22 protein-coding genes are annotated in these 22493 nt (G+C 66.2%); 6 read left to right on the top strand and 16 right to left on the bottom strand.

All coding sequences use genetic code 11. The annotated features are described in order from the left end of the window. The first annotated feature begins 19 nt into the window (after positions 1-19). Positions 20-247 carry a hypothetical protein gene (locus AC5P8D_RS10605; protein WP_227200225.1) on the top strand — a complete coding sequence of 76 codons (228 nt, stop codon included), beginning with the start codon at positions 20-22 and terminating at the stop codon, positions 245-247. Positions 248-385: 138 nt separating this feature from the next. Continuing rightward, complete coding sequence (locus tag AC5P8D_RS10600) at positions 386-1240, top strand: endonuclease/exonuclease/phosphatase family protein (RefSeq protein WP_414614555.1); 855 nt, start codon at positions 386-388, stop codon at positions 1238-1240. A 19-nt stretch (positions 1241-1259) separates the two neighbouring features. Here AC5P8D_RS10600 and AC5P8D_RS10595 read toward each other — a convergent pair whose 3' ends face one another. Continuing rightward, complete coding sequence (locus AC5P8D_RS10595; RefSeq protein WP_021203970.1) at positions 1260-1523, bottom strand: hypothetical protein; 264 nt, start codon at positions 1521-1523, stop codon at positions 1260-1262. Between the two features lie 140 nt (positions 1524-1663). On the opposite strand from AC5P8D_RS10595, the gene AC5P8D_RS10590 reads away from it, so the two are divergent. Beyond that, positions 1664-2041 carry a VOC family protein gene (locus tag AC5P8D_RS10590; RefSeq protein ID WP_414614556.1) on the top strand — a complete coding sequence of 126 codons (378 nt, stop codon included), beginning with the start codon at positions 1664-1666 and terminating at the stop codon, positions 2039-2041. A 41-nt stretch (positions 2042-2082) separates the two neighbouring features. Here AC5P8D_RS10590 and AC5P8D_RS10585 read toward each other — a convergent pair whose 3' ends face one another. The 6 genes from AC5P8D_RS10585 to AC5P8D_RS10560 all read right to left on the bottom strand — a co-directional run bounded on the left by AC5P8D_RS10585 (position 2083) and on the right by AC5P8D_RS10560 (position 9907). After that, a complete protein-coding gene (locus AC5P8D_RS10585; protein ID WP_248854577.1) occupies positions 2083-3504 on the bottom strand; it encodes an efflux transporter outer membrane subunit in 1422 nt (473 codons plus the stop codon). Beyond that, entirely contained in the window at positions 3498-4235 is a 738-nt protein-coding gene (locus AC5P8D_RS10580; protein WP_414614557.1) for an SDR family oxidoreductase, read from the bottom strand. Before AC5P8D_RS10580 ends, AC5P8D_RS10585 begins: the two co-directional genes overlap by 7 nt. Positions 4236-4299: 64 nt before the next feature. Further along, complete coding sequence (locus AC5P8D_RS10575; RefSeq protein ID WP_495203298.1) at positions 4300-7470, bottom strand: efflux RND transporter permease subunit; 3171 nt, start codon at positions 7468-7470, stop codon at positions 4300-4302. A 127-nt stretch (positions 7471-7597) separates the two neighbouring features. Next, positions 7598-8821 (bottom strand): efflux RND transporter periplasmic adaptor subunit, encoded by a 1224-nt coding sequence (locus AC5P8D_RS10570; RefSeq protein ID WP_159360026.1) that lies wholly within the window; start codon positions 8819-8821, stop codon positions 7598-7600. Between the two features lie 91 nt (positions 8822-8912). Further along, the gene (locus AC5P8D_RS10565; RefSeq protein WP_019338346.1) at positions 8913-9683 is read right to left on the bottom strand and encodes an SDR family NAD(P)-dependent oxidoreductase; all 771 of its coding nucleotides are present in this window, start codon (positions 9681-9683) and stop codon (positions 8913-8915) included. Further along, positions 9680-9907 carry a hypothetical protein gene (locus AC5P8D_RS10560; protein WP_010484401.1) on the bottom strand — a complete coding sequence of 76 codons (228 nt, stop codon included), beginning with the start codon at positions 9905-9907 and terminating at the stop codon, positions 9680-9682. The genes AC5P8D_RS10565 and AC5P8D_RS10560 overlap by 4 nt, the downstream gene beginning before the upstream one ends. 147 nt (positions 9908-10054) lie before the next feature. On the opposite strand from AC5P8D_RS10560, the gene AC5P8D_RS10555 reads away from it, so the two are divergent. Continuing rightward, a complete protein-coding gene (locus AC5P8D_RS10555; protein ID WP_005409107.1) occupies positions 10055-11086 on the top strand; it encodes a LysR family transcriptional regulator in 1032 nt (343 codons plus the stop codon). Between the two features lie 332 nt (positions 11087-11418). Here the strand turns inward: AC5P8D_RS10555 and AC5P8D_RS10550 are convergent, their stop codons facing one another. The 6 genes from AC5P8D_RS10550 to AC5P8D_RS10525 all read right to left on the bottom strand — a co-directional run bounded on the left by AC5P8D_RS10550 (position 11419) and on the right by AC5P8D_RS10525 (position 19376). Then, positions 11419-12114, bottom strand: a complete 696-nt coding sequence (locus tag AC5P8D_RS10550; protein WP_010484399.1) for a YiaD family glycine zipper/OmpA-like lipoprotein — start codon at positions 12112-12114, stop codon at positions 11419-11421. A gap of 139 nt (positions 12115-12253) precedes the next feature. Continuing rightward, the gene (locus tag AC5P8D_RS10545; protein WP_043399254.1) at positions 12254-13669 is read right to left on the bottom strand and encodes a cryptochrome/photolyase family protein; all 1416 of its coding nucleotides are present in this window, start codon (positions 13667-13669) and stop codon (positions 12254-12256) included. An 89-nt stretch (positions 13670-13758) separates the two neighbouring features. Then, a complete protein-coding gene (locus AC5P8D_RS10540) occupies positions 13759-14373 on the bottom strand; it encodes an inorganic diphosphatase (protein ID WP_043399251.1) in 615 nt (204 codons plus the stop codon). 10 nt (positions 14374-14383) lie between these two features. Beyond that, entirely contained in the window at positions 14384-15733 is a 1350-nt protein-coding gene (locus AC5P8D_RS10535; RefSeq protein WP_495203312.1) for a purple acid phosphatase family protein, read from the bottom strand. Positions 15734-15747: 14 nt separating this feature from the next. Then, positions 15748-16863 carry an NHL repeat-containing protein gene (locus AC5P8D_RS10530; protein ID WP_159360025.1) on the bottom strand — a complete coding sequence of 372 codons (1116 nt, stop codon included), beginning with the start codon at positions 16861-16863 and terminating at the stop codon, positions 15748-15750. Beyond that, complete coding sequence (locus tag AC5P8D_RS10525) at positions 16863-19376, bottom strand: TonB-dependent receptor (protein ID WP_277878494.1); 2514 nt, start codon at positions 19374-19376, stop codon at positions 16863-16865. Before AC5P8D_RS10525 ends, AC5P8D_RS10530 begins: the two co-directional genes overlap by 1 nt. A gap of 215 nt (positions 19377-19591) precedes the next feature. On the opposite strand from AC5P8D_RS10525, the gene upp reads away from it, so the two are divergent. Next, positions 19592-20224, top strand: a complete 633-nt coding sequence (gene upp / locus AC5P8D_RS10520; RefSeq protein ID WP_004153184.1) for a uracil phosphoribosyltransferase — start codon at positions 19592-19594, stop codon at positions 20222-20224. 59 nt (positions 20225-20283) lie between these two features. On the opposite strand, the gene AC5P8D_RS10515 is transcribed toward upp, so the two are convergent. Further along, complete coding sequence (locus AC5P8D_RS10515) at positions 20284-20763, bottom strand: SRPBCC family protein (RefSeq protein ID WP_019338340.1); 480 nt, start codon at positions 20761-20763, stop codon at positions 20284-20286. Beyond that, positions 20735-21169 carry an ArsR/SmtB family transcription factor gene (locus AC5P8D_RS10510; protein ID WP_231298841.1) on the bottom strand — a complete coding sequence of 145 codons (435 nt, stop codon included), beginning with the start codon at positions 21167-21169 and terminating at the stop codon, positions 20735-20737. Before AC5P8D_RS10510 ends, AC5P8D_RS10515 begins: the two co-directional genes overlap by 29 nt. Positions 21170-21226: 57 nt before the next feature. Between AC5P8D_RS10510 and AC5P8D_RS10505 the strand changes: the two genes are divergently transcribed. Continuing rightward, the gene (locus tag AC5P8D_RS10505) at positions 21227-21520 is read left to right on the top strand and encodes a PsiF family protein (protein ID WP_019338338.1); all 294 of its coding nucleotides are present in this window, start codon (positions 21227-21229) and stop codon (positions 21518-21520) included. An 84-nt stretch (positions 21521-21604) separates the two neighbouring features. Here the strand turns inward: AC5P8D_RS10505 and AC5P8D_RS10500 are convergent, their stop codons facing one another. Beyond that, complete coding sequence (locus AC5P8D_RS10500) at positions 21605-22492, bottom strand: MBL fold metallo-hydrolase (RefSeq protein WP_053442833.1); 888 nt, start codon at positions 22490-22492, stop codon at positions 21605-21607. Between the last annotated feature and the right edge of the window lies 1 nt (position 22493).

Here is a 22493-nt window from a genome sequence, read left to right as displayed (position 1 = left end):
AATGACGCTGCACAATCGAATGACCGCTTTTTCTTTCGCTGCAGTAGTTGCACTTGCGGCCCTGGTGCCCTCGCCGCCGGCGAATGCAGCCGAAGAGGTCGGCCTGCAGGAGGAGTGCGTGCCCTTCCGCATCAGCGGCAACGTGTTCCACCAGCGTTGCACGCTGTACGTGGTCCATGACGACGGCACCCGCGTGGCCAGCGACCACTACAACCGCGACGAGAACGGGATGATCTACGACCCCTGATCGGGCAAGGGGCATCTGCCGGGCGGAGCGTCCAGCGTCCGCCCGGCGCCTCCAAGTCGCCCGTCCCGGCATACCACTGCCCCCGCCTTCCATGGCATGCTCCATGAAACCGTTTTCATGGAATGGAGGGATTCCACGATGTTGTCGCGTTTCCGTCGCCCGGCGCTGAGTGCGCTGCTGGCGCTTGCTCTGCCTGCCGTTGCCTGGGCCGTCACGCCGGCGCCGTTGAAGGTGATGTCATTCAACGTCCGTACCCCGGCTGACACCGAGCCGGGCAAGCGCTGGCCCGACCGCCGTGATGCGATGGTCAAGGTGATCCTCGACGCGCACCCGGCAGTGATCGGCACCCAGGAACTGGTGAAGGAACAGGCCGACTACCTGTCAGGGCACCTGCCCGGCTACCGCTGGTTCGGTGAAGGCCGCCGCGGTGGCAGCGGCGATGAGCACATGGGCGTGTTCTACGACAGCAAGGTGCTGGCCATCGAGGAATCCGGCAACTTCTGGCTTTCGGATACGCCGGACGTCCCTGGCAGCATCAGCTGGGGCAACCTGTACCCGCGTATGGTCACCTGGGCCCTGTTCCGGCGCCTGGACGATGGCCGTCGCTTCTACTTCCTCAATACCCACCTGCCCTACCGCGACGAGGACGAACCGCGCCGGGTGAAGGGTGCCGAGCTCATCGGCAAGCGCCTGGAAGCCCTGCCGGACGACCTGCCGGTGGTGTTGACCGGTGACTTCAACAGCGAGCCCGGCGGTGACACCTACAGGGCGTTCACCCGCCTGCTGCAGGACACCCGTACCCAGGTGAAAACACCGCAGGGTCCGCGCCCGACCTTCCACGACTTCACCGGCAAGGCCACCGTGCAGCTGGACTGGGTGCTGGTGCGTGGCTTCCGTGCGCGCAGCTTCCTTACCGATGATCGTCGCATCGACGGCGTGCTGCCGTCGGATCATTTCCCGCTGGTGGTCGAGCTGGACTGGCCGAAGCCCTGAATTCCCGCGGCAGCCGTGGCTACGGCGGCGGCTGCCGCGACAACAGCCGGTACAACGCCTGGTGCTGGTTGCGCGCCTGGCAGATGCGGGCGCCGACGGCAAGGAACACGGCGACACCGATCAGCCCGAGCCCCAGCATCGGATCGGGCAGTCGCAGGAAACCGATCGCAGCGGCCATCGTCGCCAGCACCAGCAGCACAACGACCGCCACCGAAAGGCCCGCACCGGGTGGCCCCGGGTCGCCAAACAGCATGCGCTGGGTATCCCGCCTGTCATCGCTCATCGTGTGTACTCCCTGGAATCTGCCCCACTAGTTACACGGCGGACACGGCTTCCGGCAGAGTCAGAAACGTCACGACTGTGACAACGTCCACAGCAGACGCCGCGCTACCCTGCCCCTGTTCCCAAACTGTGGAGAAGGGCATGGCACACCAGAGTCGCCTGGCCGGTTTCATCATCGATTGCGAGGGCATTCCCGCCGACGAAGGCGCCCGCTTCTGGGCCGCCGCGCTTGGCCTGCAGGCGCGGCCCGCCCGTGCCGAAGACGCCGCCGAGTACGCCGACCTGCTCGGTGCTCCGGCGGGCCTGGACGTTGAAGTCCAGCGCGTCGATCACCCGTCACGGGTGCACCTGGACATCGAGAGCGACGACATCGACGCCGAGGCCGACCGCCTGGAGAGGCTCGGCGCGCGCCGGATCGGCTTCGTCAAACGTTGGTGGGTGATGGAAGCGCCCACTGGCCATCGCTTCTGCATCGTGCGCATGCGCGAGCGCGACGCACCGGCCAATCACTGGCCCTGACAGAAGAAAGGGACGGAAGCCACTGCTTCCGTCCCCTGCGGTTACTCCACCTGCGCCACGCTCGGCGGCTGCGGTGATTGCCCCCATCCCCCCAGCGCCTTGTACACGCCCACCACGCTGACATTGACCTCGGACTCAGCCGCCGCCAACGCATCATCGGCCGCCAGTTGCGTGCGCTGCGCATCCAGCAGGGTCAGGAAGTCCTCCGAGCCCTCGCGGTAGCGGATCTGCGCCAGCGACTCAGCGCGGCGTGCCGCCTGCGCCTGCTCGACCACGATCGCCAGCCGCGCCTGCTGCTTGGAATAGCGGGTCAGCGCGTTTTCGGTGTCTTCCAGTGCCAGCAGCACGGCCTGCTCATACTGTGCTGCCACGCCTTCGGCCTCGGCCTTGCTCGCACGCAGGCGTGCACGCACGGTGCCGAAGTCGAATGCTGCCCAGCTCAGCGACGGGGTCAGCGACCAGGCCTTGTTGTTGCCATTGACCAGGCCACTGGCATCGCCGCCGAGGAAGCCGACGAAGCCGGACAGCGACAACCGCGGGAACAGGTCCGCAGTAGCCACGCCCACGCGTGCGGTAGCAGCGGCCAGGCGACGCTCGGCCACGCGCACGTCGGCGCGTTGGCGCAGCAGCTCGCGGGTATCGCCCAGCGGCAGTGCCTTGGCGAATGCCGGCACGTCATGTGGTGCCAGCATGGCGGTCAGCGTTTCCGGGCGCTGGCCCAGCAGCACCGCCAGCCGGTTACGCGACTGCGTCTCGGCCACTTCCAGAAGCGGAATGTCGGCCTCGATCGCCTTCAGCCGTGCACGGCTGCTCTGCACGTCCAGCTCACTGCCGGCGCCCAGCTCCCAGCGCGCCTCGGTCAGCTTCTGCGTATCGCGCAGGTTGACCAGCGTGTGCTGGGCCACCGCAATGCGCTTCTGCGTACCGCGCAGCTCGAAGTAGTTGCGCGCCACTTCGGCGGCGACCAGCACCTGCGCATCGGCCAGGTTGGCCTGCTCGGCGTCGAGGTCGGCGCGCGCGGCTTCTGCAGCACGGCGCTTGCGGCCGAACAGATCCAGCTCCCAGCCGGCGTCGAAGCCGAGCTGGTAGCTTTCACTGAACACCCGCTGCCCACCCAGCTGCGGATCGGGTTGCTTGCGGCGGTCGTAGCTGCCGCCTGCGGTGATGTGCGGGGCCTGGTCGAAACGGCTTTCGACGAACACCGCGCGGGCCTGGCTGACGCGGGCCACGGCCACGCGAAGATCCAGGTTGTCCGACAGTGCGCCATGCACCAGCTGTTCCAGCACCGGATCATCGAACTGCGCCCACCAGCTGGCCACCGGCGAGGTGGTGCTGAACACCGGCTGCTGCGCACCCCGCAGCACCACAGGCTCCTGTACCGGCGCCTTGTAGTTGGGGCCGACGCTGACACAGCCTGCCAGCACCAGGCTGGAGACGGCCATCGCCAACGTGCGGATCACCATGGCAGCACCTCGCCCAGGTAGGTGAAGCTGCCGCTGGCGCCGGATTCACCGATCAACGCCATTTCCACGCTGGAACGTGCGCCTTCGCTGATTTCGATTTCGCCGTTGCCGCCGTTCATGTCGGTCTTCACGTAACCCGGATGCACGGTGTTGACCTTGATCGGGGTATTGCGCAGTTCGTAGGCCAGACTCAGGGTCCAGCTGTTCACCGCCGCCTTGGAGGCGTTGTAGGCCGGGATCTTGAAATCGTAGATGCCCGACGTCGGGTCGGCGTGCAGGGTCTGCGAGCCGAGCATGCTGGACACGTTGACGATGCGCCCGGATTTGGCCTGCTTGACCAGCGGCAGGAAGGCCTGGGTGACCGCCACCAGCGCGTACACGTTGGTGTCGAAAGTGCGCTTCCAGGTATCGAGTGACTGTTCCGACGGTGCCTGCGCCGGGTTCTCGATCATGATGCCGGCGTTGTTGACCAGGATGTCGAGGCGGCCATGGCGCTGGCGCACCTGCTCGACCGCTTCGGCGATGCTGGCCGCGTCGGTCACGTCCAGTTGCAGGGCTTCGACCGGCAGGCCTTCAGCCTGCAGCTTCAGTGCCAGCTCCACGGCGGTCTCACGCTTGCGACCGGCCAGCAGCGTGTGTACGCCAGCCTGGGCCAGCTGGCGCACAGTTTCCAGGCCGATGCCACGGGTGGCGCCGGTGACCAGCGCGATCTTGTTCTGATGGGTGTTCATGGATGCATGCCTTGTGAGGGGAAAGCCGCCACCGGCCAATGACCGGCGGCGACGGGGTTCCGTATCAGTGGTGGATGGTCGGCTCGCCGTGCTGCACCAGCTGGCCACCACCGTTGCGGGTGACGAACTTGCGCAGGGCCACGTAGAACACCGGGGTGAGGAACAGGCCGAACAGAGTCACGCCCAGCATGCCGGCGAACACGGTGATACCGGTCACCGAGCGCACTTCGGCGCCTGCACCGTGCGACAACACCAGCGGCACGGTGCCGGCGATGAACGCGATGGAGGTCATCACGATCGGGCGCAGACGCAGGCGGCAGGCTTCCAATGCCGCTTCAACGATGCCCTTGCCGCCCATCTCCAGCTCTCTGGCGAACTCGACGATCAGGATCGCGTTCTTGCACGCCAGGCCCATCAGCACCACCAGGCCGACCTGCACGAACACGTTGTTGTCGCCACCGCTCAGCCACACTCCGAACAGCGCGGACAGCAGGGTCATCGGCACGATCAGGATCACCGCCAGCGGCAGCGACCAGCTCTCGTACAGCGCGGCCAGCACCAGGAAGGCCAGCATGATCGCCACCGGGAACACGATGAAGGCTGCCTTGCCCTGGGTCGCCTGCTGGTAGCTCAGGTCGGTCCATTCGGTGGTCATGCCCACCGGCAGCACCTTGCCGGCGATCTCGGTCAGCTTGTTCATCGCCTCGGCGGAGGACAGCAGGCGCGGGTCGGCTTCACCGGCCAGGTCCGCTGCCGGATAGCCATTGAAGCGCAGCACCGGGTCCGGGCCGAAGGTCTGCTTGATGGTGACCATCGAACCGATCGGCACCATCTCGCCACGGTCGTTGCGGGTGCGCAGCTTGCCGATGTCCTCGACCGTCTCGCGGTACGGACCGTCTGCCTGGGCGATCACCTGCCAGGTACGGCCGAACTGGTTGAAGTCGTTGACGTAGGCCGAACCGAGGTAGGTCTGCAGGGTGTCGAACAGTTCGGTGAGCTGCACGCCCTGCGCCTTGGCCTTGACGCGGTCGACCTCGGCATCCAGCTGCGGCACATTGGCCTGGTAGCTGGAAATCGGGAAGGCCATGCCCGGCGTCTGCGCCACGGTGCCCTGCATCGCCTGTACGGCATTCTGCAGCGCGCCGTAACCCAGGTTGCCCCGGTCCTCGATGAACATCTGGTAGCCGTTGCCGTTGCCCAGGCCGAGGATCGGCGGCGGCATCATCGCGAAGGCGAAGCCTTCCTGCAGCCCGGCGATCTTCTGGTTGATCTCGGCGTTGATCTGCGCGGCGGTGCGGCCATGGCGCTCGGCGAACGGCTTGAGCGGAATGAACGCCACACCAGTGTTCGGCGTGTTGGTGAACTGCAGCGCGTTCAAGCCCGGGAACGAGATGGTGTGGGCCACGCCATCGGTTTCCTGGGCGATCTTGGCGACCTTGCGCAACATTTCATCGGTACGCGCGATCGAGGAGCCTTCCGGCAGCTTCACACCCGCGATCAGGTACAGCTTGTCCTGGGTCGGGATGAAGCCCGGCGGCACCAGCTTGAAGATCACGCCGGTACCGACCAGCAGGATCGCGTAGACCACGAACACCGCACCGCGACGGCCGAGGATGCGAGCCACGCCACGCTCGTACTTCTCCGAGCTGGACTTGAAGAAGCGGTTGAACGGACGGAACACCCAACCGAACAGGCGGTCGATCAGGCGGCTCGGGCCGTCCTTCGGGGCACCGTGGGCCTTCAGCAGGCGCGCGGCCAGGGCCGGCGACAGGGTCAGCGAGTTGATCGCCGAGATCACCGTGGAGATGGCGATGGTGACCGCGAACTGCTTGTAGAACTGTCCAGTAACACCCGACAGGAACGCCATCGGCACGAACACGGCGCACAGCACCAGCGCGATCGCCACGATCGGGCCGGAGACCTCGCGCATGGCCTGGTGGGCCGCTGCGGTGGGCGACAGCCCTTCCTCGATGTTGCGCTCGACGTTCTCCACCACCACGATCGCATCGTCGACCACGATGCCGATCGCCAGCACCAGGCCGAACAGGCTCAGCGTATTGATCGAGAAGCCCAGCAGGTACAACGCGGCGAAGGTACCCACCACCGACACCGGCACCGCGATCAACGGGATGATCGAGGCACGCCAGGTCTGCAGGAACAGGATCACCACCAGCACTACCAGGGCGATGGCTTCCAGCAGCGTGGAGACCACGGCCTTGATCGAGTCACGCACGAAGATGGTGGTGTCATACACGGCTTCGTACTTCACGTCGGCCGGCATGGTCTTCTGCATCTCGTCCATCGTCGAGATGACCTGGTCGCGGATTTCCAGCGCGTTCGCACCCGGCGACTGGAAGATACCGATACCGACCGCGTTCTTGCCGTCCAGCTGCGAGCGCAGGGTGTAGTCGCCCGCACCCAGCTCCAGGCGGGCCACGTCGGACAGGCGCACGATCTCGCCATCGGTGCCGCTCTTGAGCACGATGTCGCCGAACTCCTTTTCGGTCTTCAGCCGGCCCTGGGCATTGATCAGGGTCAGGAACTTGCTGTCCGGCAGCGGTTCGGCGCCGAGCTGGCCGGCCGACACCTGCACGTTCTGCTCGCGCATGGCGCGCACCACGTCGCTGGCGGTCAGGCCGCGCGAAGCCACCTTGTCCGGGTCCAGCCAGGCGCGCATGGCGTAGTCGCCGCCGCCGAAGATCTGCGCGTCACCCACGCCCGGAATACGCGCCAGCGCATCCTTGACGTGCAGGCGCGCGTAGTTGCGCAGGTACAGGGTGTCGTACTTGCCTTGCGGCGAGGTCAGGTGCACCACCATCAGGAAGGTCGGTGACTGCTTCTGCGTGGTCACGCCCTGCCGGCGCACGTCCTCGGGCAGGCGTGCCTGCGCCTGCGCCACGCGGTTCTGCACCTTCACCGCCGCCGCGTCCGGGTCGGTGCCCGGGCGGAAGGTGACGGTCATCTGCAGCACGCCGTCCGAGCCGGCAACCGACTTCAGGTACATCATGCCTTCGACGCCGTTGATGGCCTCTTCAAGCGGCGTGGCGACGGTCTCGGCAATGACCTTGGGGTTGGCGCCCGGATACACCGTACGCACGACCACCGACGGCGGCACCACTTCCGGGTACTCGCTGATCGGCAGGATTGGAATCGTGATCAGGCCTGCGGCGAAGATCACGATCGACAGCACCGCCGCGAAGATCGGCCTGTCGATGAAGAAACGGGAAAAGTCCATGGAGGAATTCCTGGGAAAGGCCGACGGCGGGCAACAGCCACCCTGCCCCTCGTCGATATGACGAAGGCACGGAAGGCTGCCGCTGGCGCCGGCAGCTAAGCGGGGACGCGGATCAGGAGCGGGCGGATCAGTGGTTCAGCGCAGCTGTGGCATCACGGCCCGGTGCCGGCGCAGCCTGCGGCTGCATCGCCACGGCCTTGGCCTGCACCGGCATGCCCGGCATGAAGACCTTCTGCACGCCGTCGATGATCACCTTGTCGCCGGCGGCCAGGCCGTTCTCGACAATGCGCAGGCCATCGGCGGTGCGGCCGAGCTGGATGTCACGGCGCTGGGCCTTGCCATCCTTGTCGACCACGTAGACGTACTTGCGGTCCTGGTCGGTCAGCACGGCCTTGTCGTCGATCAGCAGGGCCTGGAACTGGCCGCTGCCGAGCAGCTGCACGCGGGCGAACAGGCCCGGCGTGAACTGGCGGTCGGCGTTGTCCAGCAGCGCACGGACGCGGATGGTGCCGGTGCTGCGCGCCACCTGGTTGTCGAGGAAATCGACCTTACCCGAGTGCGGATAGCCCTCTTCCCCGGACAGGCCGACCTTCACCGGCAGCTCGCTGTCCCGCTCGCTCGGGCGCTCGCCCTTGCGCGCCATCTGGGCGTAGCGCAGGAAAGTGCTCTCGTCGGCATCGAAGTAGACGAACACCGTGTCCAGCGAGACCAGCGTGGTCAGCACGCTGGCGCTGTCGCCAGCAGTGACCAGGTTGCCGGCGGTGACCATCGCGCGGCCGGCACGGCCGTCGATCGGTGCACGCACCTTGGTGAACTCCAGGTTTAGCCGGGCCGCGTCCAGCGCCGCCTGCGCGGCCTGCACCGCAGCACCGGACTGGTCGGCCGCCGCACGACGCTGTTCGGCGGTCTCGGTGGAGATCGCCTGCTGCTCGGACAGGCGCTTGGCACGCTCGGACTCGCTGCGGGCCAGCGTAGCCTGGGTGCGGGCACGGGCCAGTTCGGCGGCAGCGCGATCGTACTCGGCCTGGTAGCTGCGCGCGTCGATGGTGAAGAGCACTTCGCCCTTCTTCACTTCCTGGCCTTCGACGTAGTTGACCTTGTCGATGTAGCCGGACACGCGCGGACGCAGTTCAACGCTCTGTACCGCTTCGACGCGGCCGCTGAATTCGTCCCACTGGCTGACCTGCTTGACCAGCACCGGTGCAGCACTGACCTGCGGCGGCGGCGGTGCACCGGCTTCTTCGGCGTGGCCGCCGCTGCAGGCCGCAAGCACGGCGGCGGCGAGGATCGACACGCCGACCATCGCGATGCGATGGCCGAAACGATGTGGGGTGGTATTGGGGGAAGTCATGGCATGCATCCGTACGGAGGGGTGGTACAGCTAGATGAGAACGTGTTGCAAAAATCGGCGCCGCATACTGCGACCTCAACCATGGTCGAGGTCAAGCGACGCCTGCGGTATCGCGCCACAAAGGGGGAACTTCCAAGTGCAGCAGGCCACGCGGCAGTTCGGCATCGCTGCTGTCACAGCGGACGATGGCGCGGTTGTCGCGGCAACCATCCAGCAGCGAGACCACGCGACGGCCGACCAGCAGCGAGCTGGGCCACTCGATGCAGGCATTGGCCGCGTTGGCCGGGGTACAGACGGGGCTGCAGACTTCCAGCATCTGCGCGCGCACGCCCAGCGCCTGCGCTTCCTGGTGCACCACCTGCGCGTACATGCGCAGCGCGGCGGTGGTAATCGAGGTCTCGCCGTAGCCCGCCCACGGCTTGGCGTTGGCCGGGCTGCCGATCATCACGTAGCGTCGTGCGTGCACGTTGTCCTGCAGCAGCGGCAGCAGGTGACGCACCGCGTGCACGTGCGGCATCAGGTCGGCCTGCATCGCGCCCAGCAGTTCATCGCCGTTGCGGTCGGTCACCCGGCCGCGACGATAAGGACCACCCATTGCGGCGATCACGGCGGCCAGCGGACGCGGGCGATGCGCGATGCGTTCGGCCAGTGCGCGCGCCGAGCCGTCATCGCTGAGCGAACCCAGCAGCGTCTCCAGGCCCGGCTCGTCGGCGAACTGCTCATGCAGCGCCGCCAGCCGGCCCGGATCGCGACCGACCACCAGCACCGGGCTGCCGGCTTCCAGCAATGCGCCAACCACGCCCTGGCCGACGGCACCGGTGCCGCCGAGGACCAGGACTTCGGGCGTCAGCATCCCATTCACGGGACATTTCCTCCCAAATCCGGGATAGTCCCGATTCGACGCAGCCGGTCGCCCTTGTGCGGGACCAGACGGATGGCACCGCCACGCTGCTGACGCATGGGCGCGGTAAACTCACGAAAGTCCTTGTGTACCAAGGAACTCGGGCGGACTTCAACGGTCATTGCCAGGTCCAGGCTGCTCTGGCCGGCGTTCCGGAGACGGGCAAGAATGTTGCGCAGGCTCATGGCGGACGGGCTCCAATTAACGAATGGCGCCACGATAGACCTCAAACCTTTACTTGATTAGTCCTGATTAAGGGGAATAATCATCCCGCTCCCGGTCCAATCGTTCTGTCACGATTGTCCCATCCCCGACGTCCAGGATCCCAGACCATGTCCCACGATCTCAACGAGACGCTGATCTTCGTCAAAGTGGTCGAGCAAGGCAGCTTCATTGCCGCTGCCAAATCGCTCGGCCTGCCCAAGACCACGGTCAGCCGCAAGGTGCAGGAACTGGAGACGCGCCTGGGTGCGCGCCTGCTGCACCGGACCACGCGCCGCCTCGGCCTGACCGAAGCCGGTTCGATCTATCACGAACATTGCCAACGCATCGCACGCGAGCTTGAAGAAGCCGAGAGCGCAGTGAGCCAGTTGCAGTCCGGGCCGCGTGGCTGGCTGCGCTTCACTGTGCCTTACTCGATCGGCATCACCTGGATTGCGCCGCTGCTGGGCCAGTTCCATGCGCAGTATCCAGAGATCCGCCTGGACATGCATATGGGCAACGAGAAGCTGGACCTGATTGCCGGCGAAGCCGATCTGGCGCTGCGCGTGGGTGCCCTGCCCGATTCCAATCTGGTCGCGCGCAAGCTCGGCAGCCTGCGCACGCAGGTGTTCGCCAGCCCAGCCTACATCGAACGTTATGGCGAGCCGCTGCATCCGGAAGAATTGCAGTTCCATCGCATCCTGGCGATGCGCAAGCCGTACCACACCGGCAACTCGCCGCGCTTCACCTGGCAGCTGGGCGAGAACGGCGGCGAGCTGCGCGACTTCCCTGTTACCCCGCTGATGACCGCCAACGACATGTCTGCGCTCAATGGTGCGCTGGTGTGCGGCGAAGGCCTGCTGCTGACCGGCGACGTGATGGCCAAGCCGTTCGTTGAATCGGGCATGGTGCGCCGCGTGCTGGCCGGCTGGACCGGCCCGGAAGTGGACTTCAACGCCGTGTTCGCCGGTGGCCGCCTGGTCTCGCCGAAGGTGCGTGCGTTCGTCGACTTCCTGGTCGAGAAGCTCAACTTCGACGCCAACTACATGCTGGCGCAATGCCCGGGCGCGAAGCTGGCACAGCAGCAGAAAGAAAAGGAAGACGCTGCGCTGGAAAGCAGCGGCAAGCGGATCCTGGAGAAGGTGGCCGCTTCGGCGGCATGACCCCGAGGGTATCCACGCATCGCGTGGATCTACCCGAGCGCGCGATGCCGCTTTCTGTAGCGTCGAAGGTAGCGGCAGGAGCCGCTACCAACGTCGCTTGCGACGGCCCGACGGGTGCCGGTCAGGACGACCGGCATAGCCATGCTCGACTGCCTTCCGAACGGCGCCGACCAAAGTTGGCATCTACCAGAAGAGGTAGCCGAGCGTGGCTCGGCTCTACAGGCGCTATCGGCGTGCCGAGCAATGCTCGGCACCCACAAAAATGCCGCCTGCAAGGGCGGCATTTTCGTTCCGGCCGATGGCCGGAACGGCTCAAGCAGTAACGCGTAGCGTTACTGCTTGAGCGGAATCACACGGATTTCGACACGGCGGTTCTTGGCGCGGCCGGCGTCGGTGCTGTTGTCGGCAATCGGGTACGACTTGCCGGCGCCCAGCGTTTCGATACGCACGCTCTGCACGCCCTGGCCGATCAGGTACTGCGCGACCGAGTCGGCACGTTCCTTCGACAGGCGGTTGTTGACCGCGTCGCTGCCGATGCTGTCGGTGTGGCCGACCACTTCGATCATGGTCTGGTTGTAGTCACGCAGAGTGCCTGCGACGCCGTTGAGCGAACCATAGAACTGCGGCTTCAGGGTCGACTTGCCGAAATCGAAGGTGATGCCGTCCGGCAGGTTCAGCATGATGTTGTCGCCCTGGCGCTGCACATCGATGCCGGTATTGGCGGTGCGCTCGCGCAGTGCGCGTTCCTGGCGATCCTGGTACTGGCCGACCGCGGCGCCGCTGAGCGCGCCGATACCAGCACCAATCAGGGCATGCTGGCGGCGCTCGGTGGCGCTGTCGCCGGTCAGCAGGCCGGCGGCCACGCCGATGGCGGTACCGATCAGGGCGTTGCGGCCGGTGCGGTTCTGCTGCTCGGTCGGGTTGCCGTACTGGTCACTCTGTACGTAGGAGCCGCCGGTGGCGCAGGCCGACAGGACGGCCGCACTCATCAGGGCCAATGCGACGTTGCGGGTGGTGTTGCGGATCATGAGGTTCTCCTTGGTTTCCGGTTGGCCGGCGGCCTGCGGGCGCAAAGAGAATAAACAGCCCGATGCGATGCCGGAATGATGATCGGGCACGCCGACAGGGCCGCGTTCAGCTAACTGACCGGATCACTCAACCCGCACTTTACCCCGCTCCTGACTGCCGGTAGGCAGCCAGCGCGGCATCGCGGCCAGCCGCCAGATCCACCAGCGGCGTACGCGGATAGCCCGGGGCATGCGCCGCCAGCAACTGTGGATGCTGCCACGGCGCGAAGCGCGCCTTCACCGGCAGCGCCGCCAGTTCGGGCACCCAGCGGCTGATGTAGCGGGCCTGCGGGTCGAACTTCTCGGCCTGGGTGACCGGGTTGAACACGCGGAAGTACGGTGCGGCATCGGCGCCGGTCCCGGCCACCCATTGCCAGCCCATCGTGTTGTTGGCCAGGTCGGCATCGACCAGGGTGTCCCAGAACCAGCGCGCGCCGTGAAGCCAGTGCGCACGCAGGTGCTTGCACAGGTAGCTGGCAACGATCATCCGCACCCGGTTGTGCATGTAGCCGGTGTGCCACAGCTCGCGCAGGCCTGCGTCGACGATCGGCACGCCGGTGTTGCCGCGCTGCCAGTCGTGCAGCTGCGCGTCACTGGGCGTTGCCCATGGGAAGCGATCGAAACGGGGGTTGAGGTTGTCGGTGGGCGTCTTCGGGAAGTGATGCAGCAGGTGGTAGGCAAAGTCACGCCAGCCCAGCTGGCGCAGGTAGCCGTCGATGTCGGCGTCGGTGCCGGCACTACGCAGCCCTTCCAGCGCATGGGCAATCCGCCAGGGGGCGATTTCGCCGAAATGCAGGTGCGGTGACAGCCGCGAGGTACCGACACGGTCCGGCAGGTCCCGCTGCTCGCGATACCCGCGCAGGGCACCATCTTCAAAGACGGACAGTGCTTCCAGCGCACCGGCTTCACCCGGCTGCCAGTGTTCCCAGAAGCCGGTATCCCAGTCCAGCGTCGGTGCCAGCTGGAGATCATCCAGTGCGAGGCTGTCGACCGCGTGTGCCGCCAGTGCCTTCGCTGCGGCCTGCAGCGAAGGCAGGCGCCAATGACTGAGTACGTTGCGCCAGTACGGCGTAAATACCTTGTACGGCTGGCCCTGCTGGGTGGCGATGTCCCAAGGCTCGAACAACAGGCTGCCATTGCAGCTCTGCGTGTCGATGCCCTGCTCGCGCAGCATGCGCTTGATGGTGGCGTCGCGTGGCTGGGTGGCCGGTTCGTATTTGCGGTTCCAGTAGACCGCCCCGGCGCCGGTCTGCTCGATCAGCAACTGCAGGGCCGGCAGGCTGTCACCACTGCGCAGCACCAGCGAGGAACCCCGCGTGCGCAGGTCCGCATCCAGCGCGGCCAGTGAACGGTGGCGCCACGCATCGGAGGCGGCACCCGGCGCCCACCCGCCTTCTTCGTGCGGCGCATGGATGTAGACCGGCACCACGTCGTGACCGGCATCCAGCGCGGCCTGCAGGGCCGGATTGTCCTGCAGCCGCAGATCACGGCGGAACCATACCAACGCTACCGACACAGGCACTGCCTTCGTTGTGGAAGGCGCACATGATAGCCAGCGGTGGTGAAGGAGATGCGCGCGCCCGGCCATCCAGGCATGGCGTGGGTCTACTGCTTGAATCGCTCCATCGCTTCACTGATCAGCCCGCGCGCCTCGGCGGCGTTGCCCCAACCGTTGAGCTGCACCGGGTTGCGCCCGGCCGGCAGGTCCTTGTAGACCCGGAAGAAGGCCTCGATGCGCTGCCGTTCGATCTCCGGCAGATCGGCCAGATCGCGGATGTTGGCGTAGCTCGGATCAACCTTGTCGGTGGGCACCCCGATGATCTTCTCGTCGTGCTCGCCGCCGTCGATCATCTTCAGGTAGCCGATCGGCCGGAAGCGCACGATCACGCCCGGATGCAGCGGTTCGCGGGTCAGCACCAGTGCATCCAGCGGATCGTTGTCACCGGCCAGGGTGCGCGGCATCGAACCGTAGTTGGCCGGATAGGCGACCGGCATCGACTGGAAGCGGTCCACATGCACCAGGCCGTCTTCCTTGATCTCGTACTTGGTGAAGCTGCCGGCCGGAATCTCCACCGCCAGATTCACTTCCTGCGGGGCCTGCTTCGGCTGCGCCGCCAGGAACGGATGCAGCACGCTATCGGCGGCGGTCACCGCCGTCGCGAGCAGGAGCAGGGCCCCGCCGATGGCAGCCATGGGGACAAGACGGCGTACGGTTTTCATCTGGATTTCCTCATTCCCAGCAGCGATCAGCGCGGCCCTTGGCAGTCTGCGCGCGCGGGCAGTCACGCGGCGTGATGCGGCCTTCGGTCAGCTCCATGCGCTGCTTGCCACCCTTGGCATCACGGCGCAGTTCGAAGGCATCGTAGAGACGGCCAGTCACGGTGCGTGCTTCATAGCGCAGGTGCTGCGGATCGATGTTCAACACCTGGAACAGCTGGGTGTCTTCGGCCACCGGGTCCATCGTCCTGCGCGCTTCGTCGGAAAGGCGATACTGCTTCGGCCCCGCCACGGTGACCACATACTGCGGCGTCGCGGCCTGCCCTTCACCACGGCGACCATAGGTGTGATCGTGGCCCTGCAGCACCAGGTCGACGTTATGGCGGCGTACCACCGGCAGCAGCACGTCACGCAACGCGGCGTTCTCGCGTCCTTCGCGCGGCGAGTAGAACGGCTGGTGCAGCAGCACGATGGTCCACGGCTGCGGATTGCCGCCCAGTACCTTGTCCAGCCACTGTGCCTGTGCCTTGGCGGTGCCCAGGTCGAGTGCCGAAGTGCCATCGACCACGGCCACGCGCACGCCCTGCGCATCGAACCAGTAGCTGGTCTGCTGCGCGGCGCTGGCGCCATTGCCCGGCAGCGCAAACGTCACCGGCCAATGCTTGCCCAGCACGCGGCGTTCCTGCGGGGTGTCCTCGAACTCCTCGAAATACTCGTGGTTGCCGATGGCCGGGGCCACCAGGGTTTCCTGCGCCAGCCAGCTGGTCGCAGCAAACCACTCGCCCCACTCACTGTCATCCATGTTGTCGCCGCCGCTGACCAGGTCGCCGGCAAACAGGCTCATGCGCGCCTGCGGTGCGGCCTTCTGCGCGGCGCGCACTACCCGGCTGACATGGCTGACGTTCTTGTTCTGGGTATCACCGAAGTACAGCAGGGTCAGCGGCTGGTCGGCCGCGGCCAGTGTGCGCAACTGGTTCCAGGCGCTCCAGCTGCCGTTGCCCTGCACGCGGTAGACGTACTGGGTATCCGGCTGCAGGCCGCTGATGTCGGCGCGATGATGATGCGACAGACCATTCTCGGTCTGTAGCGAACGGGTCGTTGCGCGCACCTGGCGGATGCCCTCGATGGCCGGCGAATCTCCGGCGAGGGCAATCTCCAGCAGCGGTGCCTGCACGCTGCCGTCGGTACGCCAGGCGACAGCGAATCCATGGCTGGGATCGACCGCCGGCGAGGCGACGATGCGGTCAGGTACCGTCGTTGCTGCGTAGTGGCGGCTGCCCGCCGGCACCTGGGTATTCGGTTCGGCCGCTGCGAACGACAATGACGGCAACGCCAGCAGCAAGCTCAGCGCCAGCGTACGCATCACGCAGTGCCCGCTCATGCGCCACACTCCAGCGGCAGCGCCAACTGCTTGGCGATGCTCTCCCAGTCGAACGCAACCACGCCCTGGTCGTCGTGCACGGCATACAGCGCACCGTGCGGGAAGCGCGCGCTGGGTTGCTGCATCATCCAGATACCATCGGTGTTGGCCACGGTATTGCCCTGGAACGCACCGACCGGCTTCAGCGTATGCCGGTCGAACAGGTGGAACACGCTGCGCTGCTTGCCCTGTTCGGTAGTGATCCACCAGCCGTCCTTGCCACAGGTGCGCAGGGTCACGCCTTCGGCCTGGGCCTTGAACACGTCGCGACCGAAGGTGGTACCGGTGAAGCGACCTGACAGGGTGTAGACCTTGAACTCGCTGGCGTAGCTCTCGTCCTCTTCGGCAATCAGCAGGCGGTCGTTTTCCGGGTCGCCCCAGATCGATTCGACTACGCGTAGTGCACCGGCTTCGCTGGTGTCACCGATGCTGGCGACGAGCTTCGCCTCGACCTTCGCATCGTCGCGGCTCACGTGGTATTGGCGCACGCGCTTGTCCAGTTCCGCCAGCGGCGGCAGGATGTCACGGCCCTGCGCATCCTCGCCGTTGTCCCAGGAGTCGGTGACGTAGACGCTGTAGCCATCGGCGCGGCGGTCTACCCACAGCCCGTACGGCTTGCGCAGGTCCTCCGCAGCGAACGTCGCCAGCGGTGCGAAGTCCGGCAGGCTCAATACCTGCACGCGATGATTGTCGCGCTCCACGATCCACAGCAGATCGTCGATCACCGCGATGCCGTTTGGGCGGTCGAACTGCCCCGGTGCGGTGCCGCTGCTGCCCACGTCACGCAGGTGCTGGCCGGTGCTGCCGTCGTAGACCACCAGCTTGTCGGTGGCCTTTGCGGTGGCGATCAGCCACAGCCTGCCATCCGGAGCTCGCCAGGCCGCAGGCGAGTCGATGTTGTCAGCCGGGGTCATCGGCGAAAGGAAGGCCTCGGCGATGGTGGTCACCGCTCGCTCGCCGCTGGCCTTCGCTGACGTCGCGGCCATGGCGGGGTCATTGCCGGTGGCCGGCGTGCAGCCGGCAGCCAGCGCTATCGCCAGCGCGGTGGCCAAGGCAGTGATGCGACGCCCCATCACAGTGCCACCTTCAGGCCCAGAGCGTAGGTGCGGCCATACTCTTCCATCTGCAGGGTGCGCGAGCGCGTGCCCTGGTACAGCTCAAGCGGCTTGTCCAGCAGGTTCTGCGCTTCGAGGTACATGCTCACGCGCGGGGTGAACTTGTAGTCCAGCGAGAAGTCGAGCTGGGTGTTCGGCGCGACGTAGATGTCGAAGGCGCGGCCCTTGCCGATGCTGTCCAGGTACTCGCTGCGGTACACCGCCGCCAGCCGCGTACTCAGACCGTACTTCTCATAGCCGATGTGGGCACTGTAGACGTGCTTGGAGGCGCGCGGCAGGGTGAAGTCCTCGCCTGGGCGATCCTTGATGCCGGCATCGAACTCGGTATCCAGCCACGTGCCACTGGCGCCGACCAGCAGGCCATCCAGGCCCTCCGGCAGGAAGGCCAGCTGCTGCTGCCAGTTGAACTCGGCACCGCGCACGGTGGCCTTGCGGCCGTTGATCGGCTGGGTCACGTCCAGGCCGCCGTAGGCCGGATCATTGGTGCGCACGGTCTCCACGATGTAGCCATCGATCGACTTGTGGAACAGGCCCAGCGAGACGATGCCGCTGCTGCCGATGTACTTCTCCACCGACAGGTCGATGTTCTTCGACTCGTACGGGTCCAGTTCCGGATTGCCCAGGCGCACTTCCTCGTCACCGCGGCTGTAGCCCACGCGCGGTGAAATGTCACCGAACGAGGGGCGCGACACGGTCTTGTTGGCCGAGGCGCGCAGCACCCAGTCGTCGGCCGCGTCATAGCGCAGGTGCAGGCCCGGCAGCACGTTGGTGTAGCTGCTGTTGGCCACGCGCGGGGTGACGGTGAAGCTGCGGCCGTTGGCGGCCACGTCCACCTGGTTGCCGACTGCCTTGAACTGGGTGTTTTCCACGCGAACACCGCCGATGATGCGCAGCGCGCCCACATCCCAGGTGCCCATCGCATAGCTGGCGAAGATGTCTTCGCTGGCCACGTAGTCCTCTTCCAGCGAGGTCATCGCGTTGCCACCGACGTCCTGCGGACGGGCACTGTACTGGCCGCCATTGGCCGCCCAGAAGGCACGCATCGCGGCCGAATCCATGCCATCACCCAGGTTGCCGTGGCGGTGTTCGGGCGAGGAGGTGCTCCAGCTCGACAGCGCCACCTTCGGGCCGACACGCAGTTCGCGCTCATCCACATTGACGTCGCGGTCACGCCAGCGGCCCAGCAGGCCGAATTTGATGCTGCTGCTGTCGCCGTCGAAGCGCACGTTGACCTGCGCGCTGTGCTCCTTGTCGTTCACCTGCTTGGGCGAAAGCACGAAGCGGTCGAACGCGTAGTTGCTGTTGTCCAGCCACTGCGGATTGTCGAAGCTGTAGCTGGGCAAGCGGCTGCTCTGGTCCAGGGTGCCGTTGAAGGCCTTGCCGTTGAGCTTGAAGCGCGCCTCCATCTCGTCATTCACGCGCTCTTCGGTACGGGTGTAGCCAACCCTGTAGTCGACCACGGCGTTGGTCAGCTTGTTCTCGCCCCCCAGGCTGGCCGCGAAGGTGTTTTCCTTCTTGGTTCGGTAGCGCATGCGCTTGTCGATGGAATCCTTCGGCATGCCATCCAGGCGGTACTGGTCGGTGCCGGTCTTGACCATCTTGGCGTCGTCGAAGTTGAAGATCACACGCTGGCGGGTTTCGGCATCGTCGAACTGGCTGTACAGCGTGCGCAGGTAGTACTTGCTGTCTTCGTTCGGGCGCCAGTCGAGGTTGAGGTTGGCGCCGATGCGCTTGCGCTCGATCTCGTACTTGCGGTGCTGCAGGTTGATCGCGGTGACGTCGCCAGGTGCGGCGTCATCCTCGCCGTCATACTCCACTTCGGTGTTGTCCGACTCGAACTTCCGCTTCTGGTAGTTCACGCCCAGGGCCACGCCGAAGGTGTCGTTGAACACTTCGCTGTAGTTGAAGGCGGCCTTGGGGCTGGTCTCGCCGGACAACTGCTGGTGGCTGCCTTCGATCTTGCCACGCAGGCTGCGACCGTCGCGGTCGAAGGCCGAGGCCGATTCCACCAGCACGGCGCCGCCGATGGCATCACCGGGCATGTCCGGGGTCGGCGACTTGACCACGCGCAGGCGTTCGGTGGAGTCGGACGGGATCACGTCCAGCGGCGCGGCACGGCTGGAATCCTCCGGCGTGCCCACGGCGATGCCATCCACGCTGACGCTGTTGAGATTGGCATCCAGGCCACGGATCACCACGAAGCGGCCCTCGCCCTGGTCGCGGGTGACGCTGATGCCCGGCAGCCGCTGCAGCGACTCGGCCACGTTCTTGTCCGGGTACTGGCCCAGCGCATCGGAGGACACCGCGTCTTCGATGGCGTCGCTGCTGCGCTTGAGGTCGACCGCGCGGATCTGCGATTCGAGCTGGGCGCGCACTTCGATGCGGTCCAGGTCGACCGCGTCCGACGCCACGGCGCCGGTGGCGGCTACCGCCTGCTGCCCGGCGGCATGCAGCGGTGCTGCGGCCCCCATTGCCAGGGTCAGCGTGATGGCAACGGCCAACGGAGTCTTGATATGCACTGGGAATCCCCATTCCTGTTAAGAATGGGTCTGCACGGTATGTCCGCAAGATTGCATGGCCGTGACATGCGCCTGCGCATTTCATGCTGGCCGTCTCCGGCCCCGGTTTGGGGTTGGCCGCCCAATCCGGCAAAATGGCGCCCTCTCTCCTTTTCCCCTTCCCGACCATGAAGATCGTCGAAGTGCGCCACCCGCTGGTGCAGCACAAGATCGGCCTGATGCGCAACGCTGCGCTCAGCACCAAGGATTTCCGCGAACTGGCCAACGAGCTGGGTACGCTGCTGGCCTATGAGGCCACCGCCGACCTGGAAACCGAGCCGCACACCCTGCCCGGCTGGGCCGGCCCGGTCACCGTGCAGCGCATTGCGGGCGCCAAGATCACCGTGGTGCCGATCCTGCGCGCCGGCCTGGGCATGCTCAGCGGCGTGCTGTCGCTGATCCCGGCCGCCCGCGTCAGCGTGGTGGGCCTGCAGCGCGATGAGGAAACCCTGCAGCCGGTGCCCTACTTCGAGCGCCTGACCGGCCGCCTGGAAGAGCGCGACGCGCTGATCCTGGACCCGATGCTGGCCACCGGCGGCACGCTGATCGCCACCATCGACATGCTCAAGCGTGCCGGCGCCCGCCGCATCAAGGGCATTTTCCTGGTGGCCGCGCCGGAAGGCATCGAGGCGGTCAAGGCCGTGCACCCGGACGTGGAGATCTACACCGCGGCCATCGACGCCCAGCTCAACGACAAGGGCTACATCCTGCCAGGCCTGGGCGATGCCGGTGACCGTATCTTCGGGACCCGCGTCGGCTGATCCGGCGAACCGGGGTCAGCGCCCTTTCACAGCGGAAGGGATCTGACCCCAAGCGCGGCCTACAGGCCGGCCGCGAAGGCTTCCAGCTGGCTGATGACCGTGTTCCAGCCGTCGAAGAAGCCCAGCTGCTCATGCTGGTCACGCAGGGCCTTGTCCGGGTGCATCACCCGCGCGGTATAGCGGCAGCCCTGCCCGTCATCCTCCATCGTGATGACGGCGGTGAAGCCCAGCCAAGGTGACTGCGGTCGCCAGCCTGCGCCCAGCATCGAGGTGAACACCAGGCGCTGCTGCGGCACGATCTCCAGGAAACTGCCCGGATTGTCGCTGCTGCCACCATCTGGGCCCTGCATGAAGGTGTGGAAGGCCCCGCCGGGGCGCAGGTCGAATGCGCGTACCTCGGTGGTCCACGGCTTCGGGCACCACCACTGGCGCAGCAGTTCCGGATCGGTCCAGGCCCGCCACAGGGCGGCACGCGGTGCATTCAACACACGGCTGATGACCAGGTCGGTGTCAGGGTTGTTGCCTGCGTCTACGGCCATGGGCCCGCTCCTGTCGGTGAAGGGTTTCAACGAAATCGACCATGCGGTCGGCGCGCGCTTCCCATACGGCACGTTGTTCGGCCAGCCACTGCTCGGCCTCGCCCAACCGCGCCGGCACCAGTTCGCAGGTGCGTACGCGCCCCCGCTTGTGGCTGCGCACCACGCCGCTGCGCTCCAGCACGGCCAGATGTTTCATCAGAGAAGGCAAAGCCATCTCGAAGGGCCCGGCCAGCATCGACACCGTGCGCGGCCCCTGCCCCAGCACAGCCACGATCGCGCACCGGGTCGGGTCGGCCAATGCCTGGAAGACGTCTTGAATGGCGGGATCATACTTACCCATATGGCTAAGTAATACGCCGATCTGAACGTTGCCGCAAGCAGGCGCGGCAATGGCGTGGTTCTTCACGTGGCCTTGCAGGCTGGAAGCGAATGCTCCGCGCACCCGCCCCCCTTGGAGCTCCCGATGAAAGCCTCTTTCCTGCTGGCCGCCGTCCTGCTGGTCGGCCTGCCCCTGGCTGCCAATGCCACCACTCCGCAGCAGCAGCGCATGGCCGAATGCTCAGCCAAGAACAAGGGCTTGAAGGGGGATGCCTACAAGACTGCACAGAGCTCCTGCCTCAGCGGCCATGCCGCCGAGACCAAGGCCGCGACAACGCCGCAGGAACGCATGCGCAAATGCAACGCCGATGCCGGCACGAAAAAATTGACCGGTGATGCGCGCAAGACCTTCATGAGCAGTTGCCTGAAGGCATCGTAACGGTCGCATCCGGATGAAACGCCATCCACGCATGGCGTGGACCTGCCGCCATCAGTGAAGGCCGGGCGTTGCCCGGCCTTTCCATTACCCCAGGGCGCGTGCCTTCAGCTCGCCCTGTTCGTGCAGGGTCACGAAACGCCCCTTGTCATCCCTGCCCAGCTGCGCCAACGCCACCTGCGGGTCGTGGGTGAAGAACAGCCGCACGTTGCGCGCCAGCTTGTCTTCAAGGAACTGCCGCTTTTCGTCGATCAGCAGCTCGGCATTGCGGTCGTAGCCCATGGTGATCGGCACGTGTACCCATGAGCGCCCCGGGATCAGGTCGGCACAGAACACCACGCCACCGTGCGCACTTTCGCCGGCATGCGCGTGACCGACGATCTCGGCCAGCATCAGCCCCGGCGTATGCCCGTCGCTGTAGCTGAAGCGCACGCTGCGGCCGAGCGCCTTCGAGTACTCCCCGTCCACCACTTCCAGCCGGCCACTGGCCTGCAGCAGGCCCGGCAGTTCCGGAATGAAGCTGGCGCGGTCGCGCGGGTGTGGCTGCACGGCGCGCTGCCAATGCTGCGCGCCGACCACAAAGGTTGCGTTGGGGAACAGCAGCTCGGGCTCACGCCCTTCGCTCCACGCCGCCAGCAGGCCGCCGGCATGATCGAAGTGCAGGTGGCTGAGCACCACCACGTCGATATCCTCGTGCTCGAAGCCGGCTTCGCGCAGCGAATCGATCAGCACATGCTGGCTTTCCTGCACGCCGTAGCGCTCGCGCATGCGCGGGTCGAAGAACGCGCCGATACCGGTTTCAAACAGCACGGTTTTGCCTTCCAGCGGGCTGGCAAGCAGCGCACGGCAGGCCAGCTCGATGCGATTGAGCTCGTCCGGTGCCGCCCATTTTTCCCACAACGCGCGCGGCGCGTTGCCGAACATCGCGCCGCCATCGAGGCGCTGCGAGTTTCCACGAATTGACCAGAGTTTCATG

The organism is Stenotrophomonas sp. YJH_SMC_101-4, assembly GCF_059370395.1.
The sequence above is the reverse complement of the archived record's forward strand: the minus strand, read 5'-3'. Positions and strand labels throughout refer to the sequence as shown.